The organism is Leadbettera azotonutricia ZAS-9 (assembly GCF_000214355.1).
In the GTDB taxonomy this organism is placed as follows: Bacteria; Spirochaetota; Spirochaetia; order Treponematales; family Breznakiellaceae; genus Leadbettera; species Leadbettera azotonutricia.
In genome coordinates, this window is the sequence record NC_015577.1 from 15317 (window position 1) to 32524 (window position 17208).

Annotated in this window: 16 protein-coding genes; 8 read left to right on the forward strand and 8 right to left on the reverse strand. The window is 46.4% G+C overall.

Annotation, left to right across the window (positions count from 1 at the left end; genetic code table 11):
• Positions 1-35 precede the first annotated feature (35 nt).
• Both TREAZ_RS00065 and TREAZ_RS00070 read left to right on the forward strand, forming a co-directional pair.
• Positions 36-926, forward strand: a complete 891-nt coding sequence (locus tag TREAZ_RS00065) for a glycosylasparaginase (RefSeq protein WP_015709728.1) — start codon at positions 36-38, stop codon at positions 924-926.
• A 26-nt stretch (positions 927-952) separates the two neighbouring features.
• Positions 953-1777, forward strand: a complete 825-nt coding sequence (locus TREAZ_RS00070; protein ID WP_015709729.1) for a TrmH family RNA methyltransferase — start codon at positions 953-955, stop codon at positions 1775-1777.
• Here TREAZ_RS00070 and TREAZ_RS00075 read toward each other — a convergent pair.
• The 6 genes from TREAZ_RS00075 to TREAZ_RS00100 all read right to left on the reverse strand — a co-directional run bounded on the left by TREAZ_RS00075 (position 1767) and on the right by TREAZ_RS00100 (position 9521).
• On the reverse strand, positions 1767-3326 hold the full coding sequence (locus TREAZ_RS00075) for a response regulator (RefSeq protein ID WP_015709730.1): 1560 nt from the start codon (positions 3324-3326) through the stop codon (positions 1767-1769). The genes TREAZ_RS00070 and TREAZ_RS00075 overlap by 11 nt on opposite strands.
• Positions 3326-4609 (reverse strand): sensor histidine kinase, encoded by a 1284-nt coding sequence (locus TREAZ_RS00080; RefSeq protein ID WP_169312593.1) that lies wholly within the window; start codon positions 4607-4609, stop codon positions 3326-3328. The genes TREAZ_RS00075 and TREAZ_RS00080 overlap by 1 nt, the downstream gene beginning before the upstream one ends.
• A 223-nt stretch (positions 4610-4832) precedes the next feature.
• Positions 4833-5861, reverse strand: coding sequence for a uroporphyrinogen decarboxylase (locus tag TREAZ_RS00085; RefSeq protein ID WP_015709732.1), 1029 nt, complete (start codon positions 5859-5861; stop codon positions 4833-4835).
• Positions 5862-5940: 79 nt separating this feature from the next.
• Entirely contained in the window at positions 5941-6927 is a 987-nt protein-coding gene (locus TREAZ_RS00090; RefSeq protein ID WP_015709733.1) for a substrate-binding domain-containing protein, read from the reverse strand.
• Positions 6928-6970: 43 nt separating this feature from the next.
• On the reverse strand, positions 6971-8515 hold the full coding sequence (locus tag TREAZ_RS00095) for a sugar ABC transporter ATP-binding protein (protein WP_015709734.1): 1545 nt from the start codon (positions 8513-8515) through the stop codon (positions 6971-6973).
• Positions 8505-9521 carry an ABC transporter permease gene (locus TREAZ_RS00100; protein ID WP_015709735.1) on the reverse strand — a complete coding sequence of 339 codons (1017 nt, stop codon included), beginning with the start codon at positions 9519-9521 and terminating at the stop codon, positions 8505-8507. Before TREAZ_RS00100 ends, TREAZ_RS00095 begins: the two co-directional genes overlap by 11 nt.
• Before the next feature lie 329 nt (positions 9522-9850).
• On the opposite strand from TREAZ_RS00100, the gene TREAZ_RS00105 reads away from it, so the two are divergent.
• Genes TREAZ_RS00105 through TREAZ_RS00120 form a run of 4 tightly spaced genes read left to right on the forward strand, consistent with a single transcriptional unit; the run spans position 9851 to position 13511 of the window.
• Complete coding sequence (locus tag TREAZ_RS00105; protein WP_015709737.1) at positions 9851-11356, forward strand: ABC transporter substrate-binding protein; 1506 nt, start codon at positions 9851-9853, stop codon at positions 11354-11356.
• Positions 11357-11384: 28 nt separating this feature from the next.
• The gene (locus tag TREAZ_RS00110; protein ID WP_015709738.1) at positions 11385-12299 is read left to right on the forward strand and encodes a carbohydrate ABC transporter permease; all 915 of its coding nucleotides are present in this window, start codon (positions 11385-11387) and stop codon (positions 12297-12299) included.
• Entirely contained in the window at positions 12296-13147 is an 852-nt protein-coding gene (locus TREAZ_RS00115) for a carbohydrate ABC transporter permease (protein ID WP_015709739.1), read from the forward strand. The genes TREAZ_RS00110 and TREAZ_RS00115 overlap by 4 nt, the downstream gene beginning before the upstream one ends.
• 7 nt (positions 13148-13154) lie before the next feature.
• Positions 13155-13511, forward strand: coding sequence for a four helix bundle protein (locus TREAZ_RS00120; protein WP_015709740.1), 357 nt, complete (start codon positions 13155-13157; stop codon positions 13509-13511).
• A gap of 25 nt (positions 13512-13536) precedes the next feature.
• On the opposite strand, the gene TREAZ_RS00125 is transcribed toward TREAZ_RS00120, so the two are convergent.
• On the reverse strand, positions 13537-14190 hold the full coding sequence (locus TREAZ_RS00125) for an HAD family hydrolase (protein WP_148257612.1): 654 nt from the start codon (positions 14188-14190) through the stop codon (positions 13537-13539).
• A 74-nt stretch (positions 14191-14264) separates the two neighbouring features.
• Here TREAZ_RS00125 and TREAZ_RS00130 point away from each other — a divergent pair, with 74 nt between their 5' ends.
• Positions 14265-15422: an aldo/keto reductase gene (locus tag TREAZ_RS00130; RefSeq protein WP_201764778.1), complete on the forward strand. Its 1158-nt coding sequence runs from the start codon at positions 14265-14267 to the stop codon at positions 15420-15422.
• A gap of 38 nt (positions 15423-15460) precedes the next feature.
• Here the strand turns inward: TREAZ_RS00130 and TREAZ_RS00135 are convergent, their stop codons facing one another.
• Positions 15461-16474, reverse strand: coding sequence for a DUF362 domain-containing protein (locus tag TREAZ_RS00135; RefSeq protein ID WP_015709743.1), 1014 nt, complete (start codon positions 16472-16474; stop codon positions 15461-15463).
• 366 nt (positions 16475-16840) lie between these two features.
• Here TREAZ_RS00135 and TREAZ_RS00140 point away from each other — a divergent pair, with 366 nt between their 5' ends.
• Positions 16841-17161: a metallophosphoesterase family protein gene (locus TREAZ_RS00140; protein WP_015709744.1), complete on the forward strand. Its 321-nt coding sequence runs from the start codon at positions 16841-16843 to the stop codon at positions 17159-17161.
• Positions 17162-17208 lie beyond the last annotated feature (47 nt).

A 17208-nucleotide genomic window follows, 5' to 3' on the forward strand; every position in this document is an offset into this window, starting at 1 on the left:
CTGCGATACGCGGTATATGCGGAAGGAGGGGGAATATGAAATACGCAGTAATTGGGACATGGAAAATGGCTCATGACGGAGTTTGCCTGGCATCTGAAATTCTTGAAAAAGAAGGCAGTTTGGCGGAGGCTATCAAAAGGGCAATCAACGATGTGGAAAACAACCCCGAGTATCTTTCTGTGGGATATGGCGGCCTGCCGAACCGGGAAGGCGAAGTGGAATTGGACGCCGCCTATATGGATGGCAGCACCGGTTTGTATGGCAGCGTAATTGGAGCCAAGGGTATTGCCAATCCCATAGATGCGGCAATTGAACTTGGCAAAAGGCAACTCAACTGCATGTTGAGCGGCGAAGGCGCCGAAAAATACGCCAGGATGAATGGGTTTGAAATAAAAAATATGCTGACCGGCAATGCAAAAAAGCGCTGGCTGGAGATGCGTGAAAGCGCAAAGGATTCTGTCTATCAAGGCCATGACACAGTAGGGGTCATCGTCTGCCGGGAGCGCTGCATTGCCGCAGGGGTTTCCACTTCCGGGTTGTTTTATAAGGAACCAGGCAGGGTAGGCGACAGTCCCATTATTGGAGGGGGGCTCTACTGCCTAAACGGGATTGGCGGCGCTGCAGCCACAGGTGTAGGCGAAGATATACTCCGGGGATGCCTCAGCTACGAGGCGGTCCGGCAGATGGAATCGGGCAAGAGCGCCCAACAGGCTTGCGATGACGCCCTGGCAGCCCATATAAAACGGATGGATGGCCTGGGGATCAAGCTCGGCGATATTTCTCTGGTTGCCCTTGATGCCGGGGGCGGTCTTGGAGCAGCAACCAATATGCAGGAATTCCCCTTTGTGTATGCCGATCAGGACAATGCCCCTGCCCTATGGCTGGCCTCTGCTGGTCCGGGGAGAACGATAATTGATCGTGCATAGCGGCAAATCCTGCCGGTTTTTTTTATATGATCCCCCTCTATAAACTGGAAAGGCTTCCCCGTCCCCAGCGGCTGCGGAAAATCGCCAAAATGTTTGCCGAGGCCGAGCAGAGGCTGGTGCTTGGCGGAGCTTTACCGCCCGACGAGATGAACTTTTTGGCTGATGCCCTAAAGGCGCTGTCCGGAGATGGGGGCTTTGCCCCGGCAGTGCTGGAAGCCCTGTCGCTTGCCCAGGAAAATATTACCCAGCAGGCAGAACAATCTGCCCTGCGCCGGGCCATAAACAGTGCCAGGCACCTTCTTCTTGCTGAGACCGGGCATTACCCTGCTGAATGGGATTTCGATCTTAAAGAAGCTTCGGGAAGCCTGGATAAGACGAAACGGCGGATTTTTAGCGGTATGCAGGCCTATTTTGAGGATATACGTTCTCCTTTTAATGTAGGCGCCATGTTCAGGACTGCCGAATGTTTTGGGGCCGAGAAGATATGGCTTTCGCCCTTTTGCGCCGATCCGGGCCATCCAAGGGCTCAAAGGACAGCCATGGGCTGTATCGATGCCCTGCCCTGGGAGAAGGCGGGGCTGGCCGGTCTTGAGGGGCCTTTCTTTGCCCTTGAAACCGGAGGCATCCCGCTGGAGGAATTTCCCTTTCCCCTCCGGGGCATCATGATTGCAGGTTCCGAGGAATTGGGGGTGAGCCCCGAAGCCTTGGCGGCTGCGGACGCTTCTTTGGGGAGGGTGGGCATACCGAGTTTTGGGGCCAAGGGCTCTCTCAATGTTTCTACGGCTTTCGGAATTGCCATGCAGGCATGGAGCTGTAAATTGAATAATTATGGGGGAAAAATTAAGACGTAAGGTTGGCAGTACGGTATTCACCGGGAGTCATGCCGGTTAGTTTTTTAAATATCTTTGCAAAATAATTCTGACTATTAAATCCAACCTGGTAACAGGCTTCTTTTGAACTTCGGTTCTGCAGCAGGAGTTTCTTTGCTGCTTCTACCCGTTCATCGGTAATAAGCTCAGTACAGCTTTTTCCGGTATGTTTTCGAAACAGTTTACTGAGATAATAGGGACTAATATTGATTTCTTTGGCAATACTGCCAAGGGAAATTTCTTTTTGATAATTTGCCTGTATGTAGAGGATAGCCTGATCAACTAAAATATTTTTGCCCTGATCCCGTATTTCACTGACTGTCAATGAAAGCTGCATAATACTGGAGAGCAAATATGTTTCAAGAGACCGGGGCTCCTCCGATTCAAATTGCAGGGCTTCGGTATCCAGGGACAATCCGGGTATGGGAACAACCCGGGCAAGATCTTCTCTGAGGAGTATAATTAATTTGTATATTTCGTCATGGGCTTGCCTTAAATCATATTGGGAAATCAGAACCAGCGTGATTTGCTCCGCCAGCTTTTTCTGTTTGTCATCATTATTATCCAAAATTGCCCTGGATAAAAGATTTACCCAAAGCGAAAGCTGGCTTGCGTTTTTTGCAGTACTTTCTCCTGTTTTTCTCAGGGAGAGTTGATCACCGGGAGAATATTTTTTAAGTTTATTCTTTTTGTTTTCTGCGTCTCTTAGGGCAGCCATGGCCTGCCTGTAAGATTCGGGCCAGAGAGCCGAAGTTTCCACCAACTCACTGACACCGATATGAAAGTCGGCGTATCCGTTTTTTTGGAGACGCATGATGATATAATTGCAGATATCATCCAGGCCGGTATTTTCCTGGGGATTACTAAAAAAGAGACATATTACTGAATTATTATTGAAAAAACCGTTTATTGATTTACTGCCTACTTCATTCAGGATTGCCTTTATCAGGTTGTGAATATGGTGAGACTCGCTTTGTTCTGATATGATGAGGCAGAATCCGCAATAGCCCTCAAATCCCAGGAAAGACAGCATTTGCCCCAGGCTCTTTACCTGTCCGTTGGAAATGATCGTATAGATAAAATCATTTTCAACCTGGGGCCTGATATTTTCGAGCCGATTTATCAGGTTTGTAGTATTAGTGTTATTTTCATTATGGCTTTCTTTTTTTGTAATACTTGCTCCGATGGCCCGTTTCAGAGCATCAAGTTTTATAGGTTTTAACAGGTAGTCTTCAACGCCGAGTTTTATTGCCCTCTGGGCGAATTCAAAATTATCGTGAGAAGAAATAATGATAAAACTTGTTTTTGGTTCGATAGACTGTATTTCGGCTATCAAGTCAAGGCCATTTATACCCGGAATGCCAACATCGATCAGGGCTAAGTCGGGTTTTTCTTTTTTTGCAAGGGTGAGGGCCTCAAAGCCGTTACCTACATCACCGATTTCGGAAAGTTCGGGGAAATTATTCCGTACCATGAGAACCAGCGCCTGCCGTTCAATGTATTCGTCCTCGACGATCATGATGGTATACATTAAACAAACCCTCCGCCGGCCCCTGTTTCTGTTTCAAAACAGATTATGGAAATGGTTATTAATGTTCCCACATCCTCAGTACTTTCTACATGAAAACGAGCGGATCTGCCAAAGAGTATCTCCAGGCGTTTTTTTGCATTTATGATGCCAATGTGGATTCGGGAATTGGAATCTTTGGAAGGATATGAATCGTCATTAAGGAGTTCTTCCAATTTTTCAGCAGATATTCCCCTGCCGTTATCCTCAACGGAAAGAAATAAGAACTCATTTTTGCGGGTAATTGAAACAGTTACCAGAGCGCCTTTCACCATTCCGCCGACACCATGGAGTACGGCATTTTCGATTAAAGGCTGTAACAACATCCCCGGCAGCATGGTATTTGGAATGTTTTCGTCATCATGAAGCTCAAAGGTAATCCGGTCTCCAAAACGAAGCCGTTGTATATGGAAATAATTTCTGACACATTCTATTTCCTCATGAAGGGTTGACATACGATTTGATTTATCGAGGCTGTAACGGAGAAGATTGGTAGTAATATCTATTAATTCTGCTGCCTGGTGTGCATTTTCAATGGATGCTATTTGAGAAATCATGCTCAATGTATTAAAAAGAAAATGAGGATTCATTTGATCCTGCAGAACTGTCAATTCCGATGCAATGAGCTGCTCATTGATCCTGAGATTTTCATTTTCTATTTCCAGGAGCTGCTGGCGGAGGCGTGCATTGGTTTCGATACTTTGTATATTGGAACTTATTGATGAGGCCATATCATCAAAGGCTTCACCCAAAACTGCGAATTCGGGGCCGGAATCTTTAACCTGACGGAGATCATATTCTCCCATTTTTATTTTTTGAATATTGCTTACTATGCTGTTGATGGGCCGGGTAACCCAGCGGGAAGAACTGAGGGAGAAAAACAAGGCGATTAGAATAATACCTGCTACAATCAGAGTAACCAATAAAGTCATTCGTTTCCAGAGGTTCTGTATAGCTATCTGGCGTATCTCGGTATAATTTACCAAATAACTATAATACTCCCGCTGGGTTCCATCAGTCAGCTCAAAAAGATACATAAGATACTGATAATTACCTGCATAGCTGGGGCGGTTCCCGCCATGGAACTGCATTTTTTCAAATTGTTCGTTACAGCTTACCATCATGTTCCGCAATATCGTAAAACGGTACCATAGATACGGATTATTTACCTGTTCCATTATATTGTCCAGATTTTTGGATGCAGTATTAAAGGAATTACGGTAATCAATAAGTTTGTCGTCAGTCATACTGTAAAAATAATTCTGTGCATCATTACGGGAGACCTGCATCTGTCTGTAAAAAAGGCTTAGTTCACGGTAGAGATTGGCAATAAAATTGTATTCCCGAGAATAACTTGTACTGCTCCCGTAACTTATCCCTATAATTATGCTTACCAATGCAAGCAGGATCACATTGTATATAAGCAGTTTTAACCCAATACTTTTTTGCCCCAACACGCCTGCCTCTCAATTATATCATATATTCTCTTGCGGTTTTTGTAAATGTACGGATATTTTCTTCAGGCGCGCCCTTTGGAATGGCGCACCCGGCGCCAAGAACAATACCTTCACCATGGAAGCAGTTTAATACTTTCCTGACTTCGGCGCTCATTGTTTCAGGGGTTCCGAAATAAAACATCCCTGAAGGGTCAATAGGACCAAATACTGTCGATTTGTTTTTAAAACTCATGGCCATTTTTTCCAGGTTGGTCTTATAATCCACTTCTACCCCGGTAAATCCCACACTTGCTACATCATCCACTATTATATCAAGGTTTCCGCAGATATGGCAGATAGTTGCTATATTCAGCCTTTCCAGGTCTTGTTTAAGACGTTTATGGAAGGGCAGGGAGAATTTCAGGAACATATCCCTGCTGATAAGGTCGGGGCCGCATGAAGAATCGCCAAAGCTTGTCATGTCCGCTCCTGCTTCCATCATCATTTTGTTGTATTCAAAGTGCACATAATAGGCCTTGTCTATCAGCGCAAGTATTTTTTCACTTTGATCCTCATCCATAAGATCCGCCAGAAAATCTTCCATGCCGTATGCCAGCATGGCAAGGCTATAGGCCATTTGATCGCAATTTCCCCGGATAAAAATTTCGCCTCCGATTTCCCTGCGCATAATATGAACCGCTTCAAGAATAATTTTGATCCTGTCACAGGCATAGAGACGCTTGGGATCCATCAATTCAAGAAGTTCATCATAGTTTTTTGAGGCCGGTGCTATTGCCCGTGCCGGACCGTCTTTGGGCAGTTCCAGAATAGTACCCACTGCGCCTGCAAGAACGCAGGTATCTACATCCAAAAGAATTCCGTCTAAATCATATTTACGTGCAAAATTAATATGTGAACGTGCCATATTTCCGGCATTACTCCGGTATTCTTCCATGGTAAAACCGGATTCGGCTGCAGCAGGTAAAAAACTGTGCAACATCAAAGGAACTTTATCTGCCTTTTTTCCCTGAAGAACTGTTTTAATACGTTCGTATCCATTCATAATAATTTTCCTTAAATATCAGTATTATAAAAACCGGCGATCTTGGAAACCCCATGACCGCCGTGTTCTGCATTACTGATTACAGATCGACCCGTTTCTTCAGAGCATCCGCATAATTGCCGACATTGGTTTTGGTCACAAGAATAGTACCGGCGTCATTAATTACTTTGGCAGGTTTTTTCCCTTGCGTAATGTGCTGATACAGCCAATAGGTTGCCTGATACCCGTAATTGAAGAAGGAAGTAACGATAGTACCATCAAGACCGCCGCTCCTTACCAAATCCAGGGTTTCATCAATATCGTCTACTGCGTACACCAGCACCTTATTGCGTATGCCTTTTTCGTTTACCACTGTTGCACAGGCGGGACCGGCCTCGGCGGCCAGATTGATAGCAACATTGATCTCGGGGTAGGCGTTGAAATTTCTTTCCCATTCGGTAGCAGATTGAATTTTTTCCGATTTGCTCTCTGAAGTGCTCACTATTTTAAATCCACCGGGGTGTTTCTTGAAGACTTCTTCAATTGAACCCATTTGGGTATGAGCAACTTCATAGCTTAAGGATGCAACCTGAATGGAAACATTCAGTGGGGTGTTGGGACCCAACTTTGCCAGGACGTCTGCATAAAGGGCTTCAGCCTGAACTTTGGTGTCTTTGCCAAAGAAGGCAAGACGGTCTACATCGGATAAATCGCTGTCAACGATCAGAACAGGAACGCCCGCTTCCACGGCAGTCTGTACCGGCGATGCGGGAACCAGGCCCTGGGTGATAAGGGCATCGGCTTTTTGAGCAACTGCGGTATCCACCAGTTTGGTCATTTCTTCGGGGGATATGATCTGGGGCCCGACCCAGTCACCCTGAATACCCAGTTCCTTGCAGGCCTGATCAAATCCGTCTTTAGCAATCAGCCAAACCGGATGTGAAAGCAGAGGGGTGACATACACAAAGTGCAGCTGACCGGATTTTTTGGCTGCCGACTGGGAGCCTCCTCCGGCAAAGACAGAACCTGCAATGCCCAGAAGCATTACAAGACCCACGGTGATGGCGAGAAATCTCTTTCCTTTCATTTCTATACCTCCATAAAATATAGCAAACGGTAATCCGTATTGCTTACGTGTTTGACGCAGCCCTGATAATGCTGATTTCGTCCGCTTCTTCTTTATTCAATTCCGCCTGTACCAGTCCTTTTCCCAAAATAACAAAACGATCACAAATGGCAGTGAGTTCGGCGATTTCACTTGAGATCATCACGATGGAAACGCCGCCCTGGGCAAGCTGCAGAATGATTTTATAGATTTCATATTTAGTTCCCACATCAATACCGCGGGTTGGTTCATCAAGAAACAGGATATCCAGCCCGCACATCAGCCATTTGGCAAGTATTACTTTCTGCTGATTGCCGCCCGAAAGACTGGTGATCATGGTAAATAATCCCGGGGCCTTTATATTGAGTTTGTCAAAGTACTCTCCTGCCAGGGCCTCTTCCTTTTTTTTATCCAGAAGCAAGCCTTTTTTCATTTTATCCATGGTGGTAATAGTCATATTTTCACAAATCGTCATGGTACTGATAAAACCGTTTTTTTTACGGTCTTCGGTCAAAAGGCCAATACCGTGTTTTTTTGCATCTATGGGTTCATGAATTTGAATTTCTTTTCCTTTTTTATATATCTTGCCCCTGGCGCGCGGAATAACGCCGAATACAGCGTTGAGCAGTTCAGACCTGCCCGAACCGACCAGCCCTCCCAGGCCCAGGATTTCTCCCTTGCGAAGGGTGAAACTTACATCGGAGATAATGCTCTTTCCGTTTGCAAAAGGATGAGGAACCTGAAAGTGTTCAACTCTGAAAATTTCTTCTCCTATTTGGTGATCCATCTGTGGATACATTGATTCAAGGCGCCGTCCAATCATGTCCTCGATGATACGTTTACTGTCATACTTGTCATGTTTCTCATAGGAATTAATATGCCGTCCATCCCTTAGTACTTCTATGCGGTCACAGAGATCAAAAACTTCATCCAGTTTGTGAGAGATGTATAGACAGGAAATACCTTCGTTACGAAGGCGGCGGAGAATCTCCATCAGGTTTTTTGTTTCTCCCTCGGTGAGCATGGAGGTAGGTTCATCGAGAATAAGGATTTTCGGATTTCTGACCAGAGCACGGGCAATACTGACGATCTGCTGCATGGAAGGGGAAAGGCTCCGTACCCTTGCGTTCACCTCAATATTGGAATTGAGGCGTTTCATCATTTCTTTTCCCCTGGCTTCCATGGCTTTCCAGTCAATAAAACCAAGCCTGTTTTTCGGAGAACAGCCCAGCATGATATTTTCTGCCACTGAAAGATCCAACTCCAGGTTCAATTCCTGATAGATCATCCCGATACCACTTTGCTGTGAATCCAGGGGGAATGAAAAACGGCAGGTCTTTCCTTCGAGCAGTATCTCTCCCTCATAATCACTTACAGGATAAATACCACTAAGTATCTTCATCAATGTTGATTTACCGGCGCCATTCTCTCCCAGTACGCCCAGAATCTCATTGCGGAAAAGTTCCATGGAGACATTGCGGAGGGCTACAGTTCCCATAAATTTTTTGGTTACTTCCCGAACAGAAAGAATGGACTCCCGGGTTTCTGCGTCTTTATGCTCAGATCCCATCGGCTTCTCCCTTGCCCACTCTTTTAATGGCCTGACGCATGATAAGATTTCGTTTATACTGGTCCAGTAATACAGCGAGAATCAAAATAGTTCCAACTACCAGGTTCTGCCAGTATACCGATATCCTCATCAGGGTAAGTGAATTGGTGAGGACTTCCATGAAGAAAGCTCCCAGGACTGAACCAAGAATAGTACCGGTACCGCCAAATGTTGAAGTTCCCCCGATGATGGCAGCGCAGATAACCGTAAGCTCATAACCTGTACCGGCGGCAGCTTCTGCCGAACCAAGTCTGGCAGCCATAAAGATACCTGCCAGGGCTGCTAAAGTTGAAGTAACAACATAAACCCAAAGTTTTGTGCGTTTTGTCCTGATCCCTGATATCCGGGCTGCCTCTTCATTCCCGCCTAATGCATAAATACTGCGCCCGAATTCTGTACTGGAAAGGAGTACATGTCCTGCAATAGCGATGAGTAATGCAAATATGACCACCGCCGGAATTCCAAAAGCCCTGACCTTTTCGATAAGCTTAAAAGCTACAGGCAGCGGATAAATTGGAATGCCTTTGGTTAATACCGAAACCAGCCCCTTAGCTGCATATTGCATGCCCAATGTAACAATCAGGGGAGGGATGCCCGCTTTGACAACAATAAAACCATTTATGAGACCAATGATAAAACCCATACCCGCGCCCAGCAGTATCGCGAAAGGTACCGGCAGCCCTTCGCGGCAGGCAATGCCGGTAATTACCCCGCCCAGGGCCAGGACAGAACCAACCGAAAGATCCAGTCCGCCTGTAATAAGAATGAAGGTCATCCCCACAACAGTGATGAGGGTAAATCCAGATGAACGAAGCACATTGAACAAATTCGCTCTGGAAATAAAAGTTGGATTGACAATGGAGACAATGATCATATACAGCAGCAGTGCAATAATGATACTGCTTTCCTGACGCTGAATAAATCGCCCCATCACAGCCTTCAGGCTGGTGTTGTCTTTACTATTCATAAATTCCCCTGGCATTCTAATGTGATGATTAATTATAAATTGTAATTCTCTGATTAACAAATGAAATTATTGAAAGAAATTTGCAAATATAGACATAATTTTGTTCTTTTTATACTTTATAATTTTAGGTATGGAAAAATCTTGGCATTGAGGACAAAATTGTTACATAGAAAGAATATTACCAAAATCTCTAAAATATCCAATATTAACTTAGTTCTTTCTTCCCAGTACAAAATGTGAAAATAATAGCTTATTTCCAAGCATAAATGATTGAAAAACACTTTCAATTATGGCACTTTTCATTTATTATATATTTAATGGAGGACATTATGAAAAACATGAAAAAACTGTTGGTGCTGATCCCTTTAATGGTTTTGGCGATTTTGGGATGCTCGAAATCCGGAGGGGCTAAAGTTGCTGACAAGGGCTACGATCTCTATGTGTTTAATACCAAGGGCGAAAACGCCGCTCAGTTTGAAGCCATGGGAAAGGCTTTCCAGGAAGAAACCAGTATCAGGATAAAGACATTTTCCATCGGGGCAGGGCAGGATTCGACGGCACCCCTCAATACGGAAATGAATTCCAAAAATTACCCGGTCATCTACTGCGCCGATTACTACGGTCTTGAATCGTGGATTCAGGGGGGATTCATCACCAACCTTAATGGAGTGACAGGGCATCCTGAATTCGAAAAACTTGCAAAGAGCATTAACCCGACTCTTTACCTGACCAACGGCGGAAACGCCAATTACGGTATCCCCTTCAATGTTGAGGGCTACGGCTATATCGCGGACAAGCAGATGATCGGCCTTATCTTTGGGGCTGATAAAGTTGGCGCAGTTCTGGCTGATATTACCAGCGCTTCATACGCTGAATGGGAAGCCCTGGTTAAAGCCCTGGATTCCTGGATCAAAAGCCCCTCTGCGGCGCAGGTTGCTTTGAGCGGCAAGGCGTATACCCTGGCTGCTTCGAAGACCGGTTTGGCTGCCAACCTCAATGGTGTTTTTGCGGTAATGGGAAGCGAGTCCTGGACTTATGGCGACCACTTTGTGAACATCGCTATCAACGGCGCTTTTGCGACTTCGCCGGAGGCCCAGAAAGCCAGCGATGCCGACATCCAGGCGATGAAGGGCCTCTTCGTTGACTATGCCCAAGCTCTGGATCTTAAGACCTCGTACCTCGCGGGCAAGAACGGACCGGCCAAGAGGGGGCAGGACTTTGTTTCCAGCGCCAACTTCGGTTACGACCAGGCGGTGCAGATCTTTGCCGACAGCAAAGCTGTGTTCTTCAAGCAGGGCAACTGGGCCTATGGCAACATCGCGTCGGTAAATCCCGCCCTGGCCGAGCGTCTGACCTTTCTGCCTGTAAAGATGCCCTTTAAGCAGGCTGATATTACCCGCAAAGACGGTTTGACAGTGGACAAGATCAACAGCTCTATCCCCGTGTTTGTTCCCAACTACTACGTGGTGAACGCCATGGCGACCGAGGCTGAGAAGAAGGCCGCTTACGATTTCCTCGTGTGGCTCAATACTTCCAAAACCGGCCAGCATTACGTGGTGGATGAATTTGCCTTCATTCCTTACAACGCCGATCCTGCCACAACCACTGTGCCCAATTCCCTGGGCAACTCCATCATCGAGTACATGAAGTCCAGGAACATCCTTTCCGATCCCTATCACGGTTCCCCCTCAACCTGGAGCGGCGAGCAAGTGGGGCGGGTAATTTTCCTTGAGAATTATCTCTTAAAGGCAAGCTGGACAACCCAGGATTACAACACTATTGCCGATACTATGATAGCAAGCTGGATTAAGCTGAAGCACGAACAGCAGCAATAGGTTCCAATGGCGGATTGTGGAGGTCGCAATGAATATTTATAAGAAGTGGTTCTGGCCCTTTGTAATGCCTGCGCTCATTTTATTTTTCTTTGTCATAATCATACCCTTTATGGTGGGAATTTTTGATTCCCTTGTGATTTGGCGAGGCAGCTATTATTTCGATCCTGTTACCAGAACCCGGGCGGCCTCCCCTCTCGACGCCTTTGTTGGATTTCAAAATTACATTAACGCGTTTAAGGAAGAACGCTTCAGAAGGGCTTTCATATATACCCTGCAATACACAGTGATTGCAGTGATTGTGCACAATGCGGCGGCCCTCTGCCTTGCCCTGCTTGTAACAAATATCGCTTCCCATGCTGCCAGCGCGTTCCGTACTACCTTCTTTATGCCCAATATGCTGGGCGGTTTGGCCCTGGGCTTTATCTGGCAGTTCATTTTCCAAATTGTGTTTACCGACATTCTGTTCGGGCCCGGAGGGCTTATACACATCGAAGCCCTCCGCTACATGACCCAAAGCTCTGTCAAAGCGATTTTCGCGTTGGTGCTGCTCACTACATGGCAATCGGCCGGGTACATGATGATTATTTATGTGGCTGGCCTCAATAATATCCCCAAGGATTTTTATGAGGCTGCCAGTATTGACGGGGCTTCGTCCATGCGGGTCTTCCGCAAAATCACCGTCCCCATGCTGATGCCTTCTTTTACCATTGTTTTCTTTATGACCATCTCGGGGAGCTTTAAGCTCCTGGATCAGAACGTTGCCCTCACCGACGGGGAGTTCAATACCCGTATGCTGGCCTACCAGATTCTGAGAACCGTGCGGGATTCGAATCCTCCGGATTACGGGAAGGCCCAGGCCCAGGCGGTTATCTTCTTTGTCGTGGTCGCAGCCATTACCCTGACCCAGACATACCTGACCAAAAAGAAGGAGCTTGAAGCATGAAAAAGAAGCATTATTTTCTTCGAAAGCGCATCCAAAGCTCCCTTGTCTACTTCGTGCTGGTTATTATGGGCATCTATACCCTGGCGCCCCTCTGGTTCCTCTTTGTCAATTCTTTTAAGGGGCAGGCTGATATTATTAATGCCCCTTTGGGGCTGCCCCGGGCATGGGATCTGCAGTACATTTTAAGGGCGGCATCGGAGATACATTTCTTTAAGGCCATAGGCATTACCTTTGGTATTACCCTGGCAGCAGTGATACTCATCGTGCTGGTCTCGTCCATGGCGGCATGGATACTGGTGCGGAACAAGACCAAAATATCAAACTTTATTTTTATGGCCTTTGTGGCGGCCATGCTAATACCTTTTCAGGCGCTCATGTATCCTTTGATTCAGTTCTTCGATATGATGGGGCTTAAAAATCTTCCGGGCCTTATATTGATGTACGGCGGTTTTGGTCTTTCCATGTCCATATTCCTGTACCACGGCTTTGTAAAAGGCGTGCCATTGGGGGTTGAAGAAGCGGCTTTTATCGATGGTACCAATGTGTTCCAGATGTTCTTTATGGTAGTCATGCCCCTCTTAAAGTCTATTACTGTCACAGTGATAATACTGGATGCCATGTGGGTATGGAACGATTATCTTCTGCCTTTTCTCACTATTGGGAATTCTGACAGTAAAACTCTTGTTTTGGAGCTTTACTATGCCCGCATCCTTGCGGGGCAGTACGGCAATCCCTGGCAGCTCATATTCCCGGCGGTGTTAATCACTGTCATCCCGATAGTAATAGTGTTCCTGTTCCTCCAGAAGTACATTGTAACCGGAATCAGCGAGGGAGCCATCAAGGCATAAATCCAATATGGATCAGGAAATCAAGCAAAAGAGCCGCACCCTTGCGGCAAAAACAGTGCAGCTGTATAAGCATCTTTCCGCCCACAAAAAAGAAACTGTGCTTTCGGAACAGCTGCTCCGTTCAGGCGCAAACGTTGGCGCCAATCTTGCCAAGTCTGAAATGGCTTTAGGCAAAAACGATCAGCTTGCAAAAGTTTACCTGGCTTTGCAGGATTGCGCCGAGGCCAAATACTGGCTCGAAGTGCTCAATGACAATGATTTCCTCACGGAATTTGAATTTACCGACAACCTGAAGGAATGTGACGAAATGGGTAAGGTACTCATTAGCCTGTTAAAAAAACTGCGCGCCGAAATGAAGCCCTAGGGCAAACGGGTATTTTATCCGCAGATTATCCAATCTCCTCCACCCGCACTGCGCTAAGATCTTTCACAATAATATCCGCCCCGGCCTTGCGTATCTCCCCCTCAGGAAACGTAGTAAGCAACCCCAGGCAGCGCATACCCGCCGCCTTGGCCGCCTGCACTCCGCCAACAGAATCTTCCACCACCCAGCAATGATCGGGCGCAATACCAATACGCCGGGCAGCTTCAAGGAAAATATCGGGGAAAGGCTTACGGCGTTCCACTTCAAGGCCGTTCACCGTGGCTTCAAAAAAACCGTGGGCCAGGCCAATGGCTTCGAGGCTTGCATTCATTTTGATATAGTCGGTGCTGGTGGCAAGGGCGGTTTTGTAACCTGCGGCTATGCAGGCTTTGACAAATTCGACCGCGCCGGGCAGGGGGTCAAGCTTTCCTTTAATAATTTCCACATATATTTCGTAGGTGCGTTTTTTGTCCCGTTCTATGTCGAAGCCGTTAAGGCGGTATTTTTCGGCTACTCCGCCAAGGAAGCGGTTTTCGCCCATGCCTACAAAAGGGAGAAAGTCCTCGTGGGTAACTGCGGTATTGTGGTTTTCCCGGAACATGATTTTCCCCGCCTCGGCGATAAACCATTCGGAGTCGGTCAGAACCCCATCCATGTCAAATATAACTCCCTGTGTCACGGCAAATTCCTTTCTCAAATAATACCCCGGAGCTTCAAACTTTACAAGAATGGGTTTTAGCCATACAATTAAGCATGAATATGCAATATCGTACCATAGGAAAAACCGGCATTAAGGCCGGGATCATCGGGCTTGGCTGTGAAGGGCTTTTGAATAAGCCCTTTGGCGAAGTTGAAAAAATAACCGGTGCCGCCCTTGACGGGGGGATGAATATGTTCGATTTCTTCTCCCCAAACAAAGAAGCCCGCAGCAATTTCGGGAAGGCTATCAAGGGCAAGCGGGACAAGGTGTTTATCCAGGGCCACATTGGTTCTACGGATATCCACGAACAGAATGACTTGAGCCGCGACCTTGGCACATGCAAGAAATATTTTGAAAGCTACCTGACCGATATGGGAACGGATTATATCGACTTCGGGATGTTTTTCTTTGTGGATACGCCCGAGGATTTCAAGGCAATTTTTGAAGGCGAGCTTTTGAATTATGCCCAGGGCCTAAAAAAGAAGGGCATTATCCGGGCTATAGGCGCAGGCAGCCATAACAGTGAAATTGCCCAGCGCATTGTAAAGACCGGCGTGGTTGACCTCATCATGTTCAGCGTGAACCCGGTCTTCGACATGGCCCCTGCAGAGGCCGATATCTACCAAATGTTCGACGACGAAAAAAGCAAGAATCTTTTCACCGCCAAAATACAGCCCCAGCGTGCAAGCCTCTACCGTCTCTGCGAAGAGAAAGAAGTCGGCATCACCACGATGAAGACCCTCCACGCAGGAAGATTGCTTTCGCCTGATCTCACCCCCTTCGGCTCTCCTTTGACACCCGCCCAGTGCATACACTATGCCCTTACCCGCCCTGCGGTGGTGAGCACCCTCATTGGCTGCAAAAACCCCGAAGAGGTTAAGGATACGCTGCGTTACTTCGATATGAAGGATGAAGAAAAGGACTACAGCGATATCATCAAGAATTACCAGGGCGAGTATAAGGGGAACTGCATGTACTGCAATCACTGCCTGCCCTGTCCTTCCCATATTGACGTGGCGGCCCTGACGAAATACCTCGATCTTGCCCGACAGAACGAGAAAGACATAGCCCCAACGGTAACCCAGCATTACAAAGCCCTGTCAAAGCACGGCTCGGATTGCATAAGCTGCGGAAGCTGCGAAAAACGCTGCCCCTTCTCGGTACCGGTAATAAAAAACATGGCAAAGGCAGTGGAACTTTTCGGAATATAGTTGCGAATACCCTATAGACAAATTCACGATTAATTGCTTCAGCCATCAATCCTGACCAGTTCGTATTTCTGGCTGCCGAGGCCCAGGGCTTCGGCATGATCGAGGGTGTGGAGGCCGTTTCTGCTTTCGATGCGTTCACGCAGGGAAGCGCTGCGTTTGGTATCCGAGGCGTAGACCTGATCCACACAGGCTTTATCGAGGGCAACAGGATCAAGGGAGGCGAGTATGCCTATATCGTCCATTTCGGGGGGTGCAGGATTATTGCTGCAATCGCAGTCCACCGAGAGATGATTCATCACGCTGATATACACAATTTTGTCTCCATAGGAGTCCATGACAGCTCCGGCCGCCTCCGCCATGGATTCCAGGAAAGCGTCCTGGGGGCCGCCCCAGGGGTTGGTCTTGCTTTTTCCCGCACTATGGATCCAGGCCTTTCCCATGGAGGAAGCAAAGCCTATGGAGATATTTTTAACAGCGCCTCCGAAACCGCCCATGGCATGGCCTTTAAAATGGGAAAGAACCAGACATGAATCGTAATTGGCAAAATGGGAACCTACAAAATCCTCCTGAATGTTCTTGCCCTTTGCAAAGGGAAGGCTTATGGAATCGTCCTCGTCCAAGATGTCCACCTTGGCAATAGCAGTAAAACCGTGATCTATAGCCACCTGCTTATGCATGGCAGTATTGGCGCGCCTCCCGCCGTAGGCAGTATTATTTTCAACGATGGTACCGTTAACAGACTGGACAAGATCCTTAATAAGAGCAGGATCAAGAAAGTGATGGCCTCCGGGCTCACCGGTACTGATCTTTACCGCCACTTTTCCCTTCACTTCCCGGCCCAAAGCCTTGTAAATGGCAGCAAGGCTTGCGGAATCTATGCTGCCTGTCATGTAGACAACAGGAAGATCGCCTGAGGGCTTCGCTATATCTCCCGATCCGGGAGACGCAGGAACTTTATTGCTTGTGTTGCTTTCATTTTCAGTACTGCAAGCCGAGAATAAAACCAATACCATAAAGGTGAGTAAAAAAGTGGCAGTAACAAGCTTTTTCATATCGAAGCCCCCGGATAACACATATCGACACTAGCATAAAAACACACATAAAACAAGCAATTAATATCAATTTAAAAAAGGGGGTACTGCCCCCCTCGCTCCATAGTCCTCACTCCTCGCCGTCGCTCGTCGCTCCGGTCTATTCCACTACCCCCCGCCTTTTTTTACACGCAGAATGAAAGGAGGCGTACAGGGGCCTACGCCTAATACGCGTTGTGCGAAATACCACCTAAATATTCTGATATATTGTAAGCAAGGATCATAAATGAAAGTATTAATATCAAGTGATTTGCATGGGCTAATAAAAGCCTATTTAGACTTTAAATCAGTATGCATTAATGAAAATATTGGTATATTGCAGGAGACTTGACTACATTTTCTGAGAATAATAAAACAGAAGAAATAAAAATTAAGAATATTTTAGCAGAAATAGGAATTCCAATTTTATTCATTATGGGTAATGATGATAAATATGAATGGAAAAATAGCAAAAATATGTATAACCTTAATCAAAAAGAATATGAATATGATGAATATAGATTTATAGGTTATCAGTTTACTAATCCATTTATTGGCGGCATTTTTGAAAAACCCGAATATGATCAAATAGTTGATTTAATCAGTTTAGAAGAATTATGTACAGATAAATATATCTTAATAACACATGGACCGGCTTTTGGCAAATAGTAATGGCTAAAATGAATAATTAAATCGCCAAATACATAAAAAAGCAG